A 21,609-nucleotide genomic window follows, 5' to 3' on the forward strand; every position below is an offset into this window, starting at 1 on the left:
ATTGAATTTATGATTTGTTAGGTCGGATAAATACACGGCGCGAGTCGATGTGTAGGCTATTGGGCATGCGACTTATCGCCAGCTTTTTCAATAGACCAAATTGACCATATCGGTTGCTTAAAAGGTGAATGTATCGTACCCAGAAAAGCCCCGCGATGAGCACGCCAGGCACACTCAGGTAGGAGGGCATGCCAAAAAAGTGCATGATCGCAAACAGCAGGAGCAATGCGACCAGACCAATAGCTAGATACGTGATGTATTGGGCCTTAAATCCCTTGAACATAATGGGTTGGTTAACCCCTTTATTGATGGAATAAATTGAGTTTGCCATAGCTCTGCCTTAATTAAACGCCAAAGAATGATTTGATAACCGTTGCCACGACAACCAGAAAAACGCAGCTTCCGAACCATGCTGCCGCCACCTTACCAGTATCGGGGTCGCCGTTGTTCCATTTCTGAAAAACCTTAACGGCACCGATAAGACCAAGTATAGCCCCTACAGCATACATCAACTTGGTACCTTCCTCGAAATAGCTACGCACCTGCTCATTGGCGGCATTGATTCCGGCGATACCATCTTGAGCATGGCCATGTAATGTCCAGATAAAAAGTAGGAGCATGCAGCTCACGCGATGTGCTGTGGTTATGAACCACACCGGTGGTTTCCCCATCCAATCTTTTTTAGTTGTTTTCATAAAAAAATAGTTTTCGTGTTTAATAGAAAGGCCCGTCACCTCACATTCCATAGGTGATACGCTGGGCGTGGGGAGCGGGTGAGGAGCCTTTGTGGATTATTTAGCTAATAGCGCGTCCCATGCCAGGTCAGGGACGAAATCAATTTCCGCCTGCTTCAATTCGTTTTTTACCAGTGCTATAAAGCCCTGCGATCCGAGCATACTTAATATTTCAGGATATTGAATTAATAGACCGGCAAGTACCGACATGATGCCTTCCCGGTCGATCGTTTCACCTTGATAGGGTTCGAGGTAAAATCGGAGCTGGCTAACAAACTCTTCGTGGATTGTCCCTTGCTCCGCGTTCTGGTCCCCGGTAGTATCCTTCAGGGGAGATGGATTAAGATCTGTATCTTCATTTTTCAAGCTCCCGGTTCTGAGGAGCTTTTTAAAATCCCCCTTACTGAATAACATAAAAATGACTAGGTAGTACAACAAGACAACAAGCAGTAGAGCCGTCAAAAATTGTAACCAAGTGATTTCTTGAAACATAAAAGCCTCCTTTTTTAATTTTTGGTCTGAAATTGCTGAACATGATGTGGCAACATTAACGATGTTTAACCTTTGCCATAGCAAAGCAAAACCAAATCGCTAGGAAGCGCAAGCACAAATTTATTCTGTACCCTAAGTTGTACCTCTTCAAGCAATGTACTGTGTGCAACCTGCTGGAGAGGGATAAAGGCTGTTAATCCCTCCCACTCAAGTTTTCTTCTAGGGTTGACTCGAACCGTATTCAGAGGGTATATCGGAAGTAACTGCTGAGTCCCCTATCTTTCATCAGAGATGATAGATCAAATGACCTTGGGCGATGCGGGCTGAAAAGATGTGGTGGGATTCTACAGGTAGAATATACATCTGTTTGGGAAGAAGCAGATTGTCGAGATTCTCCGCTGAAAAGCTCGAATGGAAGGTTGTCGGTCGATACTTTTAGTTAATGGAGCGCCTACATTAACGTTGGCAATATCCCAGAAAAGATAACGCGCCGATCTCGATAAGCTGAAATAAAAAAATAGCCAGCCCCTGTTTTGGGCTGGCTATTGATAGAAGTTGAGTTCACGCTGGGCAGCGATAAATAAATATCCCATAAATGCGTAGAGCTGTTTATAATTTATCACGCCAAACAATGTTGAACAGCTACGAGTATCCCTCATTTGAACTCAGAGTGCTTACCAACCTGGGTTCTGACCTAAGTTCGGGTTTCTATCGATTTGAGTCTGCGGCACGGGCCATAGGTAGTTTTTAGGGCTTTCGAAAGCTCTGTTCCACTGTACTACCAAATATCCTTCTGCATTCTTTCTATACGCGGAGCTTGCTAGCTGCCCAAACCAAGATGCTTTTACGCCTTCAATATCTTTACCCAATCGATCACCTTCTTTCCATCGGCGAACATCAAAATAGCGCTGTCCTTCCAGAACAAGCTCGACGCGACGTTCACGGCGGATTTCCGTACGTATATCCATGCCGTTCTGCGCTAAAAAATTCAGGTTCATATGTTTCATCCCCACGCGATCCCTTAGCAGATTGATCGACATATCCAAGTCGGCTTGCGTTAATTTACCCTGTTCCATTCGTGCTTCTGCATAAGTCAATAATATTTCTGCGTAGCGGATATGATGGATATCGTTATCATCTCGGTTGTAATTGGGCACAGCAGACAGCTCTACATATTTTTTATAGTAATAGCCAGTTGTAGTTACCGATCCGCGTCCGTCCTGGGTAAATTTGGGTACCATGAAAATACTTGGATCTGGATTCTGCGCTACAGGGCGACCGTCATATCGTCCTCCCCATTGATCTCCGGGCACCAAGATGGTCTGGGTCATTCGGGGATCGCGATTTTTAAATACATCTTGGTAGGTCGCATCGCTATAGAGCGGTGATTTCTCGATCGGCAGCCCATCGATACACAGGTAGGAATCTACCAGTGATTTAGTCGGCACGAAACGCGCAAATTGGTCGGGTACTTGAATCTCTCGACTTAAATTGTGCATAATCACGTCCATTTTGTGGAGTCTTGCGAACAAGGTCTCTTGATTTTTTCCAGATGCCAATTTCCCATTTCTAGTGAATAGGTCGTGATAAGACGTTTTGGGATCGCCCGTCGTATAGAGCTTGTACACCCCCATATCCATTACCTGTTTTGCTGCTTTCTCGGCTACCTCATATCGCTGATAAGCTAGTGCAATTCTGGCTTTCAACGCAAGCGCTGTTCCTCTGCTAATGCGGCCAAGGTCTTTTCCTGTCGGGATCTTTTCGGGAAGAACCGCTGCTGCCTCATCAAGTTCTTTAATCAAAAAGTCAACGACTTCCTCCTGCTTTTTGCGCACTTCATAAAGCTGAGGGTCATCGGGTTCTAAGGGCAATAAGATAAGCGGGATATCGCCATAGAAGGATGTTAAGAAGCTATAGCCTAGAGCACGAATGACTCGGACCTCTGCTGCCAGACGTTCGTTAGCTCCAGGTACGGTCTCTTGAGCTCGCTTATAGTTTTCCAAAAACACGTTACATTCTCTAATGTCTCGGTACATGTTGCGCCACTCGTTGTCCACTGTGGGCTGCGTCACCGGAAATACGCCAGAACCGATATCCTTATACTCGGTGGTAGTAGGCCACATGGTGTTCTCCCCCATATTCTCCATATCGATGATATTTTTGGCTTTGACACGCGAATAAATTCCCGTTACAGCCATTTCCAATTGTTCCTGCGTCTTCCAATAGGTTTCATCGACAATTTCGTCTTGAGGGACCCGGTCTAGGAAATCACTACAACTATTTAGGGCCACCAAGGGAACAAAGATCCATACATGTTTTAAACGAGTGATATTTTTAATGATATTTTTCATGGCTGTTACTATTTAAGATTAAGATTGACACCTACGACATATGTTTTCACCTGTGGGTAAAAGTTACCCGTATTTCCCGATGGAATTTCCGGGTCGTAGCCATAAAAGAAGTCTGTTTTGGTAAATAAGTTGTCTGCCGAAACAAATACTCTCATCTTTGAAACTCTCAATTTCTCCATCCATTGGGTCGGGAAACTATAACCGATCTGAATATTTTTTAGTCGAAGATACGAGGCATCTTCTATCCATTTGGATGATAAGCGCGTATTATGGGTTCGCATATAAACCAGCCGCGGATAGGAAGCATCTAAATTGTCGGGCGTCCATCGATCGAGGTGTACCTCTTGAGGCATCGCACTGTTGTTGATGAATGGATGGCGTGCTGAACCGCCTAAATAACCGTCGGCTTTACCCACACCTTGTAAGAAAAAGCTCAAATCAATGCCCTTGTAGGCCAGATCGCCCCTGAATCCGTAGGTGTAACGTGGAATGTCGCTGCCCAATATAACGCGGTCGTCCTTCGCTGTAATTTCTTTTGCCTCAGGATTCTGAGGAACATAAATCAGGTCACCAGGGGCAACCAGATCTCCTTTTTGAAATGGAAAGTTGGGAACTAACTTATCCCCTACCAATGTAAAGTCGCTCTGCTGTGCTATCCTATCCGCCTGAAATCCATAGAATGCATCCAACGGATAGCCTTCTAATCGAACTTTATCCCCTAAATTGGTCGCATAATTCTCCAACTTGGTAATCTTATTCTTCACATCCGACAGGTTAAAGTTTGCAGAATAGCTGAGTTCGCCTACCTTGTCCTTCCATCCTACTACAACTTCCCAGCCCTTATTCTGTACTTGTCCAGAATTCTGCGCGGGGTATCCTGTGCCGACACCAATTACATCGGGCAATGGAGGATTTAAGATAATCGACTTGGTGTTGTTCACGAAGTACTCGCCCGTTACGCTCAATCGGGAATTCAAGAATGCAAGGTCTAGGCCCACATTCGATTTTTCTGAGGATTCCCACGTGATGTAGCGATTCGGGATAAATGTCTGCCGAAACCCTACTTGTCCTTCATCGCCTATCGGATTGTTACTGGTGATCTGTACCGAGGAAAGGGTTGCCATGTATGGGAAGTCGCGGCCCACTTTATCATTACCTTGCGTACCGTAAGAAAGTCGCAGTTTGGCGAAATTCCAGAAGCTCTTCATATCCTGAAAGAAAGATTCTTCGGAAAGCACCCACCCCGCCGAGAAGGATCCGAACCAGTTCCAACGCACATCCGGGTGAAAGCGCGATGATCCGTCGTAACGAAAGTTACCTTCCAATAGATACCTGCTTTGATAGTCGTAATTTAGGCGACCAAAGAACGACATGAGTGCATTCTGGTTACTGGAACTGTTATTTAACTGATTCTCCGTTCCTACTGCCAGGGATTCCAAATCCTGAACAGGCAGGTTTTGACGCGACGCCCAAAAATCGGCGCCAACCGTTTCTTCTAGCGAGTAACCCAGCAGGGCGGTGAAGTTATGTTTTTCTAAGATACTTTTTCGATAGGTCGCCGTCCCCACAAAGGTTTGGTAGGTCTGCGAATAATGATCCATGCGGATGTTATTTGGGTAATTTGACCGATAGATCAATTTATCATCATCCGGACTATAGTAATTGATTGTCTTGAGTAGTTTATTACGCTTTGAGTTATATTTTACCAAACCGTATTGTCCGCGAAGATCAAGTCCGGCCATCAGGTTTACAGTAGCCGAAATGTTCGCTGTTATTTCCTGTGAGGTAAAACGATCGGTTCCACCATCTGTTGCGATCGCCACGGGGTTACTTTGGCCACCGTGATATCCCCAACTACCATTTGAAAAACGCACCGGCACCAGCGGTCGTATCGAGGTTGCCATGGATAACGGATCATTTCCTGAGGCCGATCCATTATATCCGCGATCGACATAGCCTAAATTTCCGTCGAGCTGCACGCGATCTAGAATTTCGGTGCTTAACCGTATTCTAGCATTGTGCCTGCCCGCTTTGAAATTATCACCGATGACCAGTCCACCTTCTCCCAGGTATCCATAGGAAGCGTAATAGCTGGTTTTATCCTTTCCTCCCTGGAGGCTCAGGTTATAGTTTTGCTGAGGGGCTGATTTTTTATATACTTCCTGTATCCAATCGGTATTGGCGAAATAGTTTAGGTCAGAACCATTTCGGGCAATTTCGATCTGATCTTGGGAGTAGGTAGGACCTTGCCCAGCATTTTCGTTTGCTTCGTTTTGAAGAATCATATAGTCCACGGATCCGAGGAACTTAGGCAAAGCTGTGGGGGTTTGCCATCCGTAATAGCTATTGAAGTTCAAGCTCGGTGTTCCCGATTTGCCTTTTTTGGTCGTAACTAAAATGACGCCATTGGCTCCGCGCACACCATAAATTGACGAGGAAGCAGCATCCTTGAGCACTGAGATATTTTCGATATCCTCGGGATTTAGAATATTCATGTTACCTCCGGGTATACCATCGATAACGATCAGTGGGTTAGCATCGCCCCAAGTTCCAATACCGCGAATGCGGATTTGTGGCGCAGAATTCCCTGGTCCAGTGTTATTGTTCTTAATGGTCAATCCTGGTAATTGTCCCTGTAGCCCTTGCCCTACGTTGGCAATAGGCCGGCTTTCTAACTCATCGCCAGACAGGGTAGCTACTGCACCGGTCAAGTTCACTTTTTTTTGCGTTCCGTACCCTACTACAACCACCTCTTCCAACGCTTCATCACGAGGATCAAGTGAAATTTCCATGTTATAGGAATCCACCGTAAGTGTTCTCGGATCAAAGCCGACAATGGTCACTCTCAGCTGCTGCCCCACCTGTCCTTCGATTTGAAAGCGACCTTGTTCGTCGGTTTGTACAGAGCTTCCGGTGGATAAATTACTTACCGATGCATTGGGAACTGATTCGCCGGAAACGCTTTTCACGGATCCTTGTATCGTTCGTTGTAAGGAGGCATGGTGCAAATTTCCCAGGTCTTTGCTGAGGAAGGGTGGTTTTGCATCTGCCCGTGAATGAAGTGCTAAGCCCATCGCTGCCCATAGCAATAAATTTCTTTTTTTCATAGGTGAGTTTTGTATTTCCTTTGCCAGGAAATGGTTATAGATTAATTAGCTAGGCTTTCCTAACGCGCACAAAACTAAGAAAAAAAAAGATGCATTGTAAAGTCATCCTGGATAAAGGTTAGGTTAAGAAATCATTAAGAATCGGTTTATACGACGCTCAAGAAGGAACAAAATGTTCAAGGTCAAAAGCTAGCGTGCCATATTTGGCCGATAATTTCATTTTTTTCCGCTATAGCTATCCATATACAGCTATTTTCAACGATTCAAGAATTTTGATGCAATACAGCGACATAAATCGTCATTTTGGCATAACGCTTGCTCTTTCATTAGCATTACAACCGTTAACATTCAACAGGCTAGCGCGTGGCGCGAGGCTTTCTCGCTAGCTCAGTTATCTAAACCGTCTTTGACCAGAGACATAGTCAACAATTCGTAGGGATAAACTTAACTTTTAAAACATGAACAATGATTTTTTTAAGAAGGAAGTGCTGGCTCATTCGGCAGCGCTTATGCAATATGCGACTAAGTTTACAGGAAATGATGAAGACGCCCAAGATTTGGTTCAAAGTACGTTATTAAAAGTTGTGCGCAACCATACAAAATTTGTCAAGGGCACCAATGTCCTTGGATGGATTTACACCATAATGAGAAATACGTTCATTAATGAATGTCGTAAATCTACCTTAGCGCAGAAATATCGGTCTTATCAACAGTCTCAAGAAAGCAAGGTCTTGACCTCTGTATCGAACCACGGGGAAAGGACTTTTATAAAGGGCGAAATTCAAGAGGCGCTTCAAAGCTTACCTGAGAAATATTATCAAGCATTTATGATGCATTTCGAGGGTTATAAATATCATGAGATAGCGGCACATTTGGATATTCCTGAAGGCACGGTAAAAACTAGGATTCATACTGCTCGGAAAATCCTTCAGCAAAAACTGAAAGAATATCAGTGGAATGCTTAAGAACGTTGTCTGATTGTCTTTTCATCATCCATCCAGAAATCCCACCCACCCCTAGGTTTTTAAAAGCAATTAGCCCTATAACACTCAATCGGCCTGTTTTAAATCGGGGGTATGAGTAACAAGGTGAAAAATTATTCGAGATCGTCATACACAAAAAAGAAAGCTATCTTCTATCCATTAGGATTATATTGATGGCAAATAATTAGATCTCCTCATTCGAGAGAAGTTAGCGTAATTAGCCAGCCTCGCCCGAGGTTGGCTACTTTTTTCCATTGTTTTTTTATTCGCTCATCCTCGTCTGCTTGGTTAGCCCTGTTTTGTATTCGGAAAAAAATCGTACGTGAATATCTAGAATAATCTTTCTAAGACTCGATTCGGAATCTATCTGAGCAACCGGCTCCTCGCTTTTTATCTCACGCATTCTATTTATAAAAGCAATATCGTAAAACATCTACTCGCTGAACGCTCCGATGCAATGAGTTTACGCTAGGGAGTCCGGCGAGTTTGGTGGCGTTACAGCTTCCGCTCAACAGGCGGTGACCAAGATTACGTTTCTGGAATCATTATGAGATGCCCTATCCTATTTTTGCAATGGGCACCCCTATCGTTTTTTTGCGATGTATTCCTTTGTTGACTATCACTTACTAATTTAGTTTTACTCAGAGTCGTTCAGAAATTAGAAGAATAGGTATGACGTTTCAAAAACTAAAGCCCGACTTGAACGAGATAAAGGGAATTGACATGGTGAGTTATCTCTCAAGTCTGGGCCACGAGCCTACACGGGTTCGTGGGGATAATTTTTGGTATCTTTCTCCTCTGCGCCTTGAAAAGGAAGCTTCTTTCAAGATCAATCGACGGTTGAACAGGTGGTATGACTATGGAATGGGTCAGGGAGGAAATATCATTGATTTCGCAATGCGATACAATCAATTCACTATTGGAGAGTTTTTGGACTCTATTAACCACGCCTCGACGCTCAAGCAAAAAAGGCAGCGAGCAGAGGCCCCCGCATGGAATACCCGAAGCGGACTGAGGATTGTAGAGAACCGCTCCTTGCGCCATGATGCATTGCTTAACTACCTTCAAGAAAGGCGCATTTCGATCAGCATCGCCGACCGCTATCTTCGCGAGCTTCATTTTGAAATCGACAATAAGACATATTTCGGTTTGGGCTTTCCTAACCGTTCTGGTGGATACGAAATTCGCAACAGTTTCATGAAGATTAGCAGCTCCCCTAAAGATATTTCTACTTATATCCGAGACCATCCAAAGGTGGCAGCCTTTGAAGGCTTTATGGATTTTCTCACTTTTCGAACCTTACATCGAGATTTGGATGAGAACAGAATGGATTTCGTTATTCTCAACTCTGCATCGTTCTTCGATCGCGCCAAACCAGTGCTGGAGCAGCATCAAAACATCTCTCTTTATTTCGACCAGGATCAGACAGGTAGAAATCTGACACAGATGACACTTGCATCTGATCAAAGGTATACGGATGAGAGCAATCTATACAAAGAGCATAAAGATCTGAATGAATGGGCCTGTTCAATCGGGCGCTCGAAGAAAGTAGCATTCGGATCATTGAAGATAAAATCATAAGCAGCCCCTTTATGAAAAAAGCAAGAAAGAAGGTCGTGCGTTCCTTAAGCATTCGTATTCGTCTGACGCCACAAGAATATAGCTTGCTGATCGAAAGACAGCAAGGCAGCACGTGTCCATCGCTATCTCATTATGTTCGGCAAATGATCTTCCGACGGAGAATCATAAAAACTACTCGAAATCTATCAGAGGATGCCATGATGGACGCTCTTTCAAGGATTCAACGCGAACTAGAACGGATTGGCCTTTATAACCCAAGTCTACGCTGCATTGATGAGGCAGAAATCAACCAACTAATCAAATTATTAGACGAATTAAACCAACAAATTAAACACCAATGGAGCTATGTTCGCACGAATTGAAGAAGTAACCCAGATGAGTTCAATATTGCACTATAACGAGCAAAAGGTTCTTTCTGCGAAAGCGAGCTTGATCGACTGCTGTAACTTCCCATTACCTTTACAGCAGATCACAAGCTCGTTCTATCAGTCTTACCTCAAACATAGAAACAACTTGAATTTGAGGTCTCACGTAAAGAGCCTTCATATCATGCTTTCATTTTCACCTGACCAGACCAATCTTTCACTAGAACAATTGCGGGGGCTCTCGCGGGAGTACATGGCCTTGATAGGCTTTAGGGACCAGCCCCATCTAACCTATCAGCACATGGACACAACAGTTCCCCACCTACATATCGTGACCACAGCTATAGACTCTAATGGAAATCGTATAAACACCAGCAACCTGTGGAAACGTTTATCCCTTCCTGCTGTAGAAATTTTAGTAGAAAAACATAACCTGCACCGAACGCCGAAACACCTTGATTTGACCCAACTGGATAAAATGCGTCCCACTCGATTGCAGTACGGAACATCGGCGACCAAACACCGTATGGAGCACATCATCCGGTTTGTTCAAAAACGGTATTGCCTCACCCATCTAGTGGAGTGGAATGCTGTTTTGGCCTCCTATGGGATTAGAGCCGTAACGTTGGCAAAAAGATCTACGGGAGCACATCCCGGCTTGCTATACTTCAGTATCGATTCTCAAAACAAAAATATAGGCACGGGTATCCTCGCAAGCCAACTGAAGACCAAACCTACCTATAGGAATTTAGAACGTCTCTTTAAGATGAATTCTTTCCGAATTTCTTCAAGCAGCAGGGAAACGCGAATCCACCTCAGCTTTCTTCTTTCCAATCACCAGATTTCTGATGATCAGCTAAGCTCTGAGCTATCCAAGCGGGGTATTGGCATCTATCACGCTCCTCTTCAAGATGGAGAAAGCAAGGTTATGCTAGTGGATCATATCCACCATTGTGTGCTGAGCTCGTTGAGTCAAGGGCTGGCAAAAGAAGCTTATCAACAAATTGCTAGTGCGTCAAAGCGCCTGCAGGGCCGCATTGGCCCTTGCGACCGGAATATTACAGAGCTCAAAACTACTACACAGAAAGCCTACAAGAAACGTTTTTAGCATGAATACGGGAGAAAATATAGAGGCGCTGCGAAAAATAAGCGACATGTGCAGAGTTTTGGCGTTCTGTCTTTTGATCCTGCATATACTTTTGGTGGTGGAAGGCAGCTTTGCTATATCTCTTCTCGACTCGCCATGGGTAGAACGTCTGAAGAATATCTTGCTACAGACTACCCTATTCAGAACTTATCATTTTGCGAAAATACTGGCTCTTGCGTTTTTGCTGTTATCGTTGATAGGCACCAAAGGGAAAAAAGAGAAAAAATTCAAAGTTGGCCCCGCACTGGTCTGTATCGTAAGTGGTTTCATCCTCTACCTTTTGAATTCGGTCGTTTGGTTTACTCCCTTAACGCGTCAGATGCAGTCCCTGTTTTATACCTTCACTTCGATTGCTGGATTTATGCTACTCATCAGAGGATTTACGCAGATCACTAGAGTGATTCGACAGCGCTTGTTAGCTAAAGACATCTTTAATCGAGACAATCAAACTTTTCCACAACAAGAAGAGCTTATCGAGAATGAATATTCTATCAATTTACCCTGCCGCTACCGTTTGAAGAACCAAGTCCGCCGGAGCTGGATAAACATCATTAATCCTTTCAGGGCGCTCTTAGTGTTAGGTAATCCAGGCGCAGGCAAGTCCTACTTCGTTATCCGCCATGTCATCTCCCAACATATAAAAAAGGGGTTTGCCATGTTCGTATATGATTTCAAATACGATGACCTGACGCAGATCGCCTACCACCACTGGAAGCTCTCCCAACAAAACAAATCTGTTAAAAGTCGTTTTTTCTGCATCAATTTCGATGATCTGCGACGCTCACATCGGTGCAACCCTTTGGAGCCTTCTGCGATGACCGATATTTCAGACGCCGCAGAATCGGCGAGAACCATTTTGTTGGGATTGAACCGAGACTGGATAAAGCGCCAGGGAGATTTCTTTATCGAATCATCGATCAACCTTTTAACCGCCGTTATATGGTATTTACGCCGATATCAGGACGGTGAATTTTGCACCTTGCCTCACGTCATAGAGCTTATGCAATTGGACTACGATAGACTTTTCTCTCTGCTACGCACAAATAAAGAGATTGAAGTGTTGATCAACCCATTCGTAAATGCTTATATTAACAATGTAATGGAACAGCTGGAGGGACAAGTCGCATCGGCAAAGATTGCCCTTGCCAGGCTTTCCTCGCCCCAGCTCTACTTCGTGCTATCGGGCAATGACTTTAACTTGGATATCAATAACCCAATGGATCCTAAGATCGTGTGTATGGGCAACAATCCTCAGAAGATTCAAATCTATGGTGCAGTGCTATCGTTATACGTCAATCGCCTTATCAAGCAGGTCAATCGAAAGGGGATGCAGAAGTGCAGCTTGATTTTCGATGAATTTCCGACAATCTACCTCAATAATATCGACAGTTTGATAGCTACAGCGCGAAGCAATCGAGTAGCCACTTGTCTAGGCGTTCAAGACATTAGCCAGCTGCGAAAAGACTATGGCCGCGACCTTGCCGACGTCATCATGAACATCGTGGGAAACGTTATTAGTGGTCAGGTTTCAGGTGAGACTGCTCGTCAATTATCCGAAAGAGTGGGAAAGATTATGCAGGATAGGGAAAGCATATCGATCAATGATTCGGGAACTTCTATCAGTCATTCTCAACAGCTCGACCTGGCCGTTCCTGCATCTACAATATCATCTCTTTCCTCAGGAGAATTTGTAGGTGTGGTTGCCGACGAGCCGCAAACCCCGATAGAATTGAAAAGCTTCCATGCGCAAATTCTGAACGACCACAGTGCCTTGAAAGCTGAAGAGTCAGCATATGAGCCGATTCAATTGATCAACCCTATCGATGATTCTTTCGTAAAAGAAAACTATTTACAGATAAAAAAGGACGTTTCTGAAATAGCATTCTCTGAAATCGAACGATTACTCTCCGACCCCGAATTGCAGCATTTAGTACTTAGTAAGACGAAATGATTATCTGACGGAATAGACCGCTAGCTGGGGCACGCGGTATACGGTAGTCGAGCACGGTTGAAACCCAGCCCTTATGAGAAATTTCATCTGAATCTAAATCCATAGATGACCGATCCTCAGGGTTACAAATTACAACAGGCCGGATACGTTGCGCGCTCCCTGCGGAGAACGTCACAAACCTTAGCTTATAATAGTTACGGCTCCTCTGTCATTTGAGTAATCTTTAGGGATCAACAAACCGTCTTCTTTTTAGGACATCATTTATCGATTGTCGCCATATTGTTATTGTCTGGTTTTTCCTTGCGAACCAATTTTTTTTCCATTTTCTTTAAACTGGATAACCAAATATTAATTTTAACCGGAAATTAGGTCGTTTGTAAATTTTGCACTGAAGTTGCAAGAATATTCCAAAACAACTAATAAACATTCACCATAACAACTAATATCATGAAAAGCATAGAAGAAAAAGCAGCAAATTTAGGGTTAGAGAGAGGTTACTATTTACTCCTTATGGCCATTCTGGAAATGGATGAAGATAAAAAAGGTAAAGATGCGGCGTAGCGTACAGATCTATGCTCGCCTAACTATCCCATGGGTTCTATTTATTGCCAACATCACAAGCAGCATGTAGAGCCCTTTATTATTTTATTTTGACTGCGAAAAAAAAGAAAGGTAATTTTGTTAAAAATTTTTTGTGTTCTGCCGAATGTCAACTGAAAATTTAACTTGAATCACACCAATTGTTCGGAAGTTGGTTTACCCATATAAAAAAACTTATGAAAAAGACATTGACATTCAAGCGTTATGTTACCCTCGAACAAGCTAGTGATATCCAGTTAACCGCCAACTTTATATTAGAAATCGAAGACATTTTACGTAAGATTGAGGAAGTCAAGGAATTTACATACAAAGGCTATTCTGATGAAAACTTTAGAAACCAGATTTTGCTACGAATAAAGTTCGAGGTTGATTGGCGCTAAATCAACATGTCAACGATCGCGCAGAGAAACGACTTGGATCTTTGTAAATAAAGTCTAATAATAGTTTATGCTGTATTGAAGGCTTTTACTGATTCCGCTAAGACTACTGCGATAGGCCTAGTGCTGGCTCATAAACGCTGGATGTGCGCAGATCGATCCACAAGCGGTCGCATCAATAGTCTTTTATTTTCTCAATCATTTGATGCAATTTATCGATCACAAAGCTCTTATCTCTATGCTCTGGATGGTACGATTTTACTCTAATAGAAGAGGGGGAGAGCGTCGACCTATTGTCGGTTGCAATATATGGAATCATCGTTTTGAATACCATATTTAACGAACGCGATTCGATCATTCTCACCTCATCAGCGGCACGCAAAACAATCGCAATCTGATCACCCGAAAGCCCGCAGCGAATTTTCTGCTTAGGTAGGGACACCTGTTGGGCAAGCGGCGCTTTTATGGATGGATTCGACACCCCGTGATCAGCGAGCGCCGTAGTGGAGCGCAGAAAAGCGATTTCCGCTTCAAACCATTTCTCGATGAACTGATCGAGCGACCAATAGCCCGGATTTAAGCAAATACGCGGCTTACGATGGAGCTGCCTAAACGAGCGCAATCGATCCATCAAATAGAGCAGCTTATCTTCGGATTTCTCCAATAGCGAGAGCTGGCTTTCCATCTTGGCGATCATCAGATCCATGACAGCTTTGGAATTGAAGTTCATATACACAAAGAATCGCTCTATGGCCTCAAAGGACTTGTGCGAGTTGTCCCAATCCCACTCATGTATCCTGCGAACAAGTGCATTCATATAATCTAATGAAGATTTACTGAACACGAAACGGGAACTGACGCGCTCTGCAAGCCGGACGAAGTGCATGCTGAGAAGCTCGCTAAACAGGCCCGAAGGAAGAAGTGAGCTTACCGATTGAAATTCCTCCGAGATCTTAACTACGCGTGCTTTTAAATTTGAGTCGGGGAGCGGATCAGGGAACCTGAGTAAATAGCCATAGCGTTTTTCCAAATATTTTCCTAGTCCGGCCAGTACGTCGGTCAATGTATCCAACAGGAGCGACTGGCCATTATACCAGCTCGGATCCTTGTGAATTCTTGCAATCAGGATTTCTTGGAGATGTAATGCCTCTAAATAGTGCCGGGACAGGAAACGCTGCAGTTCAATTTCTCTTGAGATAGAACATACGGCTTCCTTGATGGCGATCTGAAAATTTAGCTGCTCACGGCGCGTTCGCTCGGCTATACGAGCTTGCTGATCTGGAACCATATCCTCTGAATCGGAAACAAGGCGATGAACCAGGTTATCGAAGTAATGCAAAATATATTTTCTAGATTTCATAAATTAACTTATTGGGTAGTGGTCGATCATATTTAGGCACGGCAGAGCCCGGGCCATGCTAACGCGCGGCCATAACGCCAAGTAAAGCCTAACTCAACTTAAATCTTATTTGTCTCTAAAAAATTTCTAAGGTCTTTATAAAGCGATAACTTGCCAGCATGGATCGGCTCTTTTATGAGATTCAATTTTATGCTTTGGTCAACGTAGGAATGGAAATACATAACGTTAAATACCGTAGATTGGGCGCAATGGATGAAGAAATTTGTCGGGAGCAGGCTCAGCACGTAATCGAAACTTTCCCTGCTGACAGCCGGTATTAAGCCGTCGTTCTGGTAGATCAAAAGGTGCCTGCCCGATTTTGTAATGTAGATAATGTTCTTAAACTCCACCCGGGTTCGCATAAACTTCGTATGGCCTTTTACCTGAAAGAAATGGTCGTAATGGTCCAAAGTCTTTGGAAGCCCGAGGTCGGGAAGTTGGAGGTTGAGCTGCTCGTTAATCCGCTGCATGGATCGCTTCAATCGAAGCGGGGAGACTGGTTTGAGTAGGAAATCTACCACGTTGCGCTCGTAACCAGGGTCTTCAAACTGCGCATGGGCTGAATAAAAGACTACTTTAGCGTCATTACGAGGCATGGAAGATAAAAAGTCAAATGCGTCCATCGATCCAAGTTCTACGTCCAAGATAATCAGGTGTACTTCGTTGATGCGCAAGTACCGTAGCGCTTTCATCGGATCGGTAAAGGTACGTTCTACTTTAATATATTCAATTTCTTTCATGATTAATATCAGATGATCGATGCTCGCTTGCTGATCATCGACAATGATTGCGCTCCACTGTTTCATTTTTTTATTGTTTAGTGATCAAATGTCTGTGATTTTCAGTTCGACTTTAAAGGTCTGTTGGAATGTTCCGAAGCTGAGGCTTGCGTGATCTTTGAATACGAAATCCAATCGTTGCTTTAAGTTTGCTAGCCCTAATCCGTGGCTTGCAAACGAAGATTTATGTAAAGGAAGTGCATTTTCCATACGAACTAGGTAAGCGTTTTTTTCTACGTCAACCCGTATGCGCACCGGACGGCTCTGGCAGAACACATCGCCATGTTTGAACACATTCATCAGCAAAGTAAGCAAGCTGGTGGGTGGGATGACCACGCCATGAATATTTCCGGAGACCCTCCAATCGATATACATGGGACGCCCCGCGAGTTGCTCTTGGATCCGCTGATACTGCTGACATACTTCGATCTCCCGTGCCAAAGATATCGTTCGGGGACTTTCCGGTAGGCAGGAGATCATGAAGAAGCGGATCAGTTCGTACATTTCAAGCAGTTGATCTTTCATGGGAAGATCATATTCGTGCAACTGATTATGCCAAGATTGGAACACATTGACCAGCAAATGCGAGGGGACAGGCAGGGAAAGTGCACTGTACTGAAACTCTTTTCTCAGACGCTCCTCTTTCAATCTTGCTTCCATTTCCCTGAGACTGTTTTCCCAGGCCAGTCTGCGTCTTGCATCCAGATGGGAAAGTACCGCCAAAAATGTAAAGTGGCCGATGAAAACCAAATAATTCTGCAGGAACTGACGCCATTGGAAATCTCTTCCGGCAACCAAATATTTCCCATAGACCAAACTCATCCCGGACTCGGGTCGGGTCAGCAGATACAGCAATATTCCAACACTCCCGTAGACCGTAAAAAAGCCGAGACCAGCACTCCAGTACTTCCTTTGCGAAAAATATTGCTCAAGGATCCAGGAAATAGCGTAAAATACATACATAAAGCCAGGAACAGAAAGCAGAACAGTTGCAATCGGAAGCTCGGGGTTCCCCAACAGATTAATAAGGTAGAAATAAAAAGTATAGCATATCCAGAGCCAAACATGTTCTTTTATTTTCATATGAGATTCCATATTTTAACAAAAAAGCAGGCACTCCTGATGGGTTAAAATACATTTTATGAACCATAAAAATACAAAATAATCTATTCTGTACAAATCCTTGTCATCAGTTGTCTATATGTCGTTTCGCTGATCGAAAAAACCTCATATGATTGACAGTCGAGTGCTCGATATCCTGTTCCATTGACCCACGGAATCATGTCCTCTATAACAGCTACTCGTCTGGGGAGCCTCGGTGGCACTGCTTGCTCATGAAGGTAATACCAGGCCTCCCAAAGATATGGAGATTGCCATAGCGAGTGAGAAAAATCGATATAGAGTTTCTCTAGAATACAGCGGATATTGTTTCCTCGCAATTCTCCCGATGGTGATGATCGTATCGGCGAAAGCATCTGTGGATCATGCGACTCATCCAATAGCAGGTGGACAGGCAAGCCAAGCAAAGCCGCTATACGCAGGTAACCGTAGCGAACGTTCAATGTTGTCCCCAAAAACGGAACGGGAATCAGATTCCCTTGTTGAGCGGGCCATGCGCCGTAATTACCATCGGCAAAAACAAAAGGATGGAACTGTTCGTGGACTTTTTGGCGTAGCTGAAAGAAGAGTCTCGGGTCTTCGGCCATTAAAAAACAGAGACGTCCGCTTGGGTGATATCTTTCAAGCGCTCTTGTATAGTAGGTAATAAATTTTGGGGCTACCTTCCGAGATATGATCAAACAAACCGATATACCTTGCTGGATTAGGCGAAAAGGTAAAAATTGGTAAACTCCATAATGAAAACTAACCCAGAAATGTGGGATGTACATAAAGGGGGAAAGGGCGAGCGCATCCGCACCGGCACATTGTTCGATCGCATCGGGATGAGCTCTTGAACGATTATGAGCGAAGGACTCAAATTTTTCAAAAAATTGCAAACCAGCTGCTAAATCTTGGTTAGCGAAGACATTTTTAAAATTTGCAGTGGCGTATGCCAATCGCCGCTTTGTTGGTGCATCCATCTGCTGGAAGTATTCAAAAAGGTGTTGGTCCATTTCTAGACTTTTTATTTGCAGAACAGGACCATGTAGTCTGAGTACAAGAAGGGTTAAAACTAGCGTGTTCTGGTTAGAACACGCCAGCGGAACCTAGAAAGGAAATACAATATTGCATTTTCTATCATCTGGATCGTCCTGTCCAAACATTCGCTGCTCTGGGCGAGCCAATAACCGGTTGGAATGAACCTGGGCATTTCCCATTTCTTGTATCAACTCCATAGTCGTTTTTTGTTCTTGTAAGCAATACTCCGGTCTCGCACCGGAATTACGGCTTCTGGCCTAGAAGTCTTCTGATCGATCGAAACAAAAATATCTTTTTACCAGAGAACATTGAAAAAACATGTATCAACTCGCCCTATTTGCGGTGTATTTATATAAGTTTATTTGATTTGACTGCTTATTATACGCTTATGACAGACAAAACGTCGCTTTTGACCTATTTACTCGAAAATTACCTCAGCATTCATGAACTTAGCTCATCAGCAGTCTTGAAACTGAACATGGCAGCCAAGCAAATCCATCATCACAATAGGGCATTTAAAAACCTGATAAACAGATGGTCACGATTCTGTGACCTGAAGCCCGAGCATATCCGATGGGCAAAACAAAATCTGCAGGCTATCCGGACGCGAAAAGGTCAGTTCCTTTTTGAAGAAGAACGGCCGAAAATGACCCTTTTCATCGTAGATCAGGGTGCCATTATCAATGTGGTCAACAATTCATTGGGTAAACCAACGATCTTGAACCTTGCTGTTCCTCAAATGGCACTCAGTACGACGGCCCATCTACATAGCAATAAGCCTATTGCTGGATCGATCTAGGTTATCCGCCCAGGTCAGGTATTGTGTCTCCCTTATAAAGACCTCAAAAAATGGATCCATCAAGACCAAAATATTAATACGCTGGTTTCGATTCTTTTCAACAAACAAATTCGGTTCTTTTATCTGTTGAACCAAATCCGAGGACAACATACACCGTTAGAACGCTATCAGCATTTTCATAGATTACTTCCCGAGATCGCCTCTTATCTTACAGAATACCAACAAGCACAATTGCTTGGCACCTCCCGTTCAACCTTACAAAAAATCAAGCGTAGCGAGCTGTGGTCCCGCCAATGAATCACCTGTCCTACTCTACATAATTCGAGGTAGAATAGTATTATAAATCCACTGCTATGGGTTTAATTGATTAACAATAGCCTTACTAGAGAAGCTAACTAGAGTTATGTATATCCAGCTAATTTTGATAAAAAACAGTTTGCTATGAAAAACAGTACTCTTCTGCGGCTTTCCGCCATGCTTCTAGCCAGCATGTTCTTCTACGCGGCGCTCGTGAAACTAATGGATTATGAGCTCGCGCAAGCGAGCATGCGCAAACAGGTGTTTCCGTTGCCCATTGCTGATGTCCTGAGCTGGCTGATCCCTGTATTGGAGCTTCTAACGGTTCTACTTTTGCTCTTTCGTCCTTCTCAACGCTTGGGCTTATGGAGTTCATTCGTCCTTTTGATAGCATTTACTGTATACATCGTCATTGCTATGAACGGCACCTTCGGGGATCGCCCCTGTTCCTGCGGCGGGATTCTACAGCACTTGAGCTACCCATGGCACATTGCATTTAATCTTCTTTTTCTTGGCATAAGCATAGTCGGTTTATGTTTATCACGGCAAATAAAACAAATTGCAGTGCAACGATAACTAATGAACATCGAAGCAGGGATCGGGATCCACCCTGACATATGATATCTATATTCCATTTTCCTTGTGGCGGGGATCCAGGAGCCGCAGGGAACTAATCGAAGCCCATGCTTCAAAAACTTAAACAATGAAAAAAAATTTTAAAAATGTCAATATGCTAGCTATTGCGGGCGTATTGATTACCGGTAGCGCCTTAGCTATGAGCGGCTCTACCCTGCAGTCGCCGACGCATTACAATGCTAATAGTTCCCATGGAACGCCTGACTGGCAACCTATCCCACCTGATAAGATTCTTGAAGATTGTGAGGGATCAGAAATCTTTTGTTCGGGCGTACTAGTAAACGGCATCGTTGTTCCCACAGCGAATCGCGGCATACCTATCTTGGTTGATGCGAGATAATTGAATTTTAGCGCCAGCACATAGCTCCTTGGCTGGCGCTATCTCTGAGATTACAAACTTTAGCCCGTGAGAGCTTTTTTAAGCAGGTCGATCAGGTCCTTACCTTCATTTTTTGTAGGCTTTGGTGGGTTTCTGTCGATTAAGTTTCCATCCTTATCAATGACATAGAGCCTAGGATATCCTGTCCGGGTATCAAATTTTCGGATAAAAGAATGATCGTCTCCTCCGCTGCCTGTATTCCAATAAATTGTTTTATCAGAAACATAAAAGCTACCCGCCGGACTCCCTTGGGATGGATCAGGTGGTTGAATGCTTTTTAGCCATTTGTTCTTATCGCGATCGGTCGAAATGCTCAAAAAAACGATGTCGTCTCGATTTTTAAAGGCTTCCTCAACTTTGGGAAAGGCTTTAGCAACGGCCATACAAGGAAAGCAACCTGTGAACCAGAAATCCATGACCACTACTTTACCTTTCAGATCATCGAGCTTAACTTCGTTACCATCCCGATCATAAAATATATCTCCTTGGTGAAAATTCTTGCTTAGTATATATTTCCTTTCAAATTCATTGACAACTCTCTTTCCATATTCAGTGGTCACTTTCGCTTTCACGGGATAGAAGATTGGTAGAAATTTCGCACTATGCACATAAAGATAATCCGTGATGATTTCGTCCTTTATGCGACCATCGGGATATCTACGATCTAGCACTTCGAACAGATCAGTTGGTTTTCTGCTTTGACGCTTTTCAAACCTCATGTCTGACCAATTCTTTGCGAGTAAATACGCAGATTGTGCATTTGAATAGCTTGAAAAGTCAGCTAAGGCGATATGATCCGGTTTATCATAAAATTGAGTTCGGTAAATATGTTCTCCGATCCTACCGAGCGAGTCACTATAGGCATAACCAAAGCTGTTGTTGCGGAAATTATCATAAATAGTCTTAAGGTGTGTGGCGATAAAGTCCGCCTCAATCAATTTGTACATCTTTTCTGACAGGGTAGGTTTAGCACGCAACAACACTTGTTTACCCCGCTCCATCGTAGCCAATTTTTCCTTCACAAACCTTTCCAGATCTATAACTGTAGGATCCGATGAACGAAAAGGTAAATTATTGAGGCTATCAATGAGCCTAAACTTCGCCGCAGCTTTCCCATAAAATGTGAATTTACGTTTTTCATCCGCCTTTATTTCCACGGTATCACCCCTTTCAATAGGGATGTAAGGAATGATTACTCGCTCACTGCCATACTTATTTACAAAGAAATCAAGCGTCACATAAATAGGGGTATCCCCGACCGGGATCGAGAAGTTAAATTTTTTACCCACCAACTGCGAATCAAGATCTAATCGCGTTGTATCGAATAAATGGTGAGTTTTTTTATTTCGTACGTACAGGCCTACCACGTCGCCGTCTTGTCCGAATCCAATCTCTCCTGAGATTGAGGCATGACTCTGCCCTATAGCGGATCCAGACCAAACGCAACCTATTAACAATATCCAAAAGACAAATATTCTTTTCATAACTTCTTA

Annotated in this window: 19 protein-coding genes; 9 read left to right on the forward strand and 10 right to left on the reverse strand. The window is 43.6% G+C overall.

What is annotated here, in order from left to right:
• Positions 1-7: 7 nt before the first annotated feature.
• The 5 genes from QYC40_RS17195 to QYC40_RS17215 all read right to left on the reverse strand — a co-directional run bounded on the left by QYC40_RS17195 (position 8) and on the right by QYC40_RS17215 (position 6,684).
• Positions 8-331, reverse strand: coding sequence for a DUF4133 domain-containing protein (locus QYC40_RS17195; RefSeq protein WP_301991444.1), 324 nt, complete (start codon positions 329-331; stop codon positions 8-10).
• A gap of 13 nt (positions 332-344) precedes the next feature.
• Positions 345-620, reverse strand: coding sequence for a DUF4134 domain-containing protein (locus QYC40_RS17200; protein WP_286651439.1), 276 nt, complete (start codon positions 618-620; stop codon positions 345-347).
• 171 nt (positions 621-791) lie between these two features.
• Positions 792-1,148: a hypothetical protein gene (locus tag QYC40_RS17205; RefSeq protein WP_301991445.1), complete on the reverse strand. Its 357-nt coding sequence runs from the start codon at positions 1,146-1,148 to the stop codon at positions 792-794.
• Positions 1,149-1,900: 752 nt separating this feature from the next.
• Positions 1,901-3,577: a RagB/SusD family nutrient uptake outer membrane protein gene (locus tag QYC40_RS17210; RefSeq protein ID WP_301991446.1), complete on the reverse strand. Its 1,677-nt coding sequence runs from the start codon at positions 3,575-3,577 to the stop codon at positions 1,901-1,903.
• Positions 3,578-3,585: 8 nt separating this feature from the next.
• Positions 3,586-6,684 carry a TonB-dependent receptor gene (locus QYC40_RS17215; RefSeq protein ID WP_301991447.1) on the reverse strand — a complete coding sequence of 1,033 codons (3,099 nt, stop codon included), beginning with the start codon at positions 6,682-6,684 and terminating at the stop codon, positions 3,586-3,588.
• 458 nt (positions 6,685-7,142) lie between these two features.
• Here QYC40_RS17215 and QYC40_RS17220 point away from each other — a divergent pair, with 458 nt between their 5' ends.
• From QYC40_RS17220 to QYC40_RS17245, 6 genes are all read left to right on the forward strand, one after another.
• Entirely contained in the window at positions 7,143-7,649 is a 507-nt protein-coding gene (locus QYC40_RS17220; RefSeq protein ID WP_301991448.1) for an RNA polymerase sigma factor, read from the forward strand.
• 690 nt (positions 7,650-8,339) lie between these two features.
• Positions 8,340-9,248, forward strand: a complete 909-nt coding sequence (locus tag QYC40_RS17225; RefSeq protein ID WP_301991449.1) for a toprim domain-containing protein — start codon at positions 8,340-8,342, stop codon at positions 9,246-9,248.
• Positions 9,249-9,259: 11 nt separating this feature from the next.
• The gene (locus QYC40_RS17230) at positions 9,260-9,610 is read left to right on the forward strand and encodes a hypothetical protein (RefSeq protein WP_260041191.1); all 351 of its coding nucleotides are present in this window, start codon (positions 9,260-9,262) and stop codon (positions 9,608-9,610) included.
• On the forward strand, positions 9,594-10,721 hold the full coding sequence (locus QYC40_RS17235) for a relaxase/mobilization nuclease domain-containing protein (protein WP_301991450.1): 1,128 nt from the start codon (positions 9,594-9,596) through the stop codon (positions 10,719-10,721). The genes QYC40_RS17230 and QYC40_RS17235 overlap by 17 nt, the downstream gene beginning before the upstream one ends.
• A gap of 1 nt (position 10,722) precedes the next feature.
• Complete coding sequence (gene mobC, locus QYC40_RS17240; protein ID WP_301991452.1) at positions 10,723-12,711, forward strand: conjugal transfer protein MobC; 1,989 nt, start codon at positions 10,723-10,725, stop codon at positions 12,709-12,711.
• Between the two features lie 776 nt (positions 12,712-13,487).
• Positions 13,488-13,691: a hypothetical protein gene (locus QYC40_RS17245; protein WP_301991453.1), complete on the forward strand. Its 204-nt coding sequence runs from the start codon at positions 13,488-13,490 to the stop codon at positions 13,689-13,691.
• A gap of 172 nt (positions 13,692-13,863) precedes the next feature.
• Here the strand turns inward: QYC40_RS17245 and QYC40_RS17250 are convergent, their stop codons facing one another.
• The 4 genes from QYC40_RS17250 to QYC40_RS17265 all read right to left on the reverse strand — a co-directional run bounded on the left by QYC40_RS17250 (position 13,864) and on the right by QYC40_RS17265 (position 17,572).
• Positions 13,864-14,751, reverse strand: coding sequence for a hypothetical protein (locus QYC40_RS17250; protein WP_301991454.1), 888 nt, complete (start codon positions 14,749-14,751; stop codon positions 13,864-13,866).
• A 395-nt stretch (positions 14,752-15,146) separates the two neighbouring features.
• Positions 15,147-15,893: a LytTR family DNA-binding domain-containing protein gene (locus QYC40_RS17255; RefSeq protein WP_301991455.1), complete on the reverse strand. Its 747-nt coding sequence runs from the start codon at positions 15,891-15,893 to the stop codon at positions 15,147-15,149.
• Between the two features lie 18 nt (positions 15,894-15,911).
• A complete protein-coding gene (locus QYC40_RS17260; protein WP_301991456.1) occupies positions 15,912-16,949 on the reverse strand; it encodes a hypothetical protein in 1,038 nt (345 codons plus the stop codon).
• Positions 16,950-17,032: 83 nt separating this feature from the next.
• Positions 17,033-17,572, reverse strand: coding sequence for a hypothetical protein (locus QYC40_RS17265; RefSeq protein ID WP_301991457.1), 540 nt, complete (start codon positions 17,570-17,572; stop codon positions 17,033-17,035).
• A gap of 821 nt (positions 17,573-18,393) precedes the next feature.
• Between QYC40_RS17265 and QYC40_RS17270 the strand changes: the two genes are divergently transcribed.
• The 3 genes from QYC40_RS17270 (at position 18,394) to QYC40_RS17280 (ending at position 20,077) form a co-directional block, all read left to right on the forward strand.
• Positions 18,394-18,804 carry a hypothetical protein gene (locus QYC40_RS17270; RefSeq protein WP_301991458.1) on the forward strand — a complete coding sequence of 137 codons (411 nt, stop codon included), beginning with the start codon at positions 18,394-18,396 and terminating at the stop codon, positions 18,802-18,804.
• 441 nt (positions 18,805-19,245) lie between these two features.
• Positions 19,246-19,677 (forward strand): MauE/DoxX family redox-associated membrane protein, encoded by a 432-nt coding sequence (locus QYC40_RS17275; protein WP_301991459.1) that lies wholly within the window; start codon positions 19,246-19,248, stop codon positions 19,675-19,677.
• A 127-nt stretch (positions 19,678-19,804) separates the two neighbouring features.
• Positions 19,805-20,077 carry a hypothetical protein gene (locus tag QYC40_RS17280; protein ID WP_301991461.1) on the forward strand — a complete coding sequence of 91 codons (273 nt, stop codon included), beginning with the start codon at positions 19,805-19,807 and terminating at the stop codon, positions 20,075-20,077.
• Between the two features lie 59 nt (positions 20,078-20,136).
• Here QYC40_RS17280 and QYC40_RS17285 read toward each other — a convergent pair whose 3' ends face one another.
• On the reverse strand, positions 20,137-21,600 hold the full coding sequence (locus QYC40_RS17285) for a TlpA disulfide reductase family protein (protein WP_301991462.1): 1,464 nt from the start codon (positions 21,598-21,600) through the stop codon (positions 20,137-20,139).
• Positions 21,601-21,609: the final 9 nt, after the last annotated feature.

Origin of the sequence: Sphingobacterium sp. BN32 (genome assembly GCF_030503615.1) — a bacterium.
Taxonomy (GTDB): domain Bacteria; phylum Bacteroidota; class Bacteroidia; order Sphingobacteriales; family Sphingobacteriaceae; genus Sphingobacterium.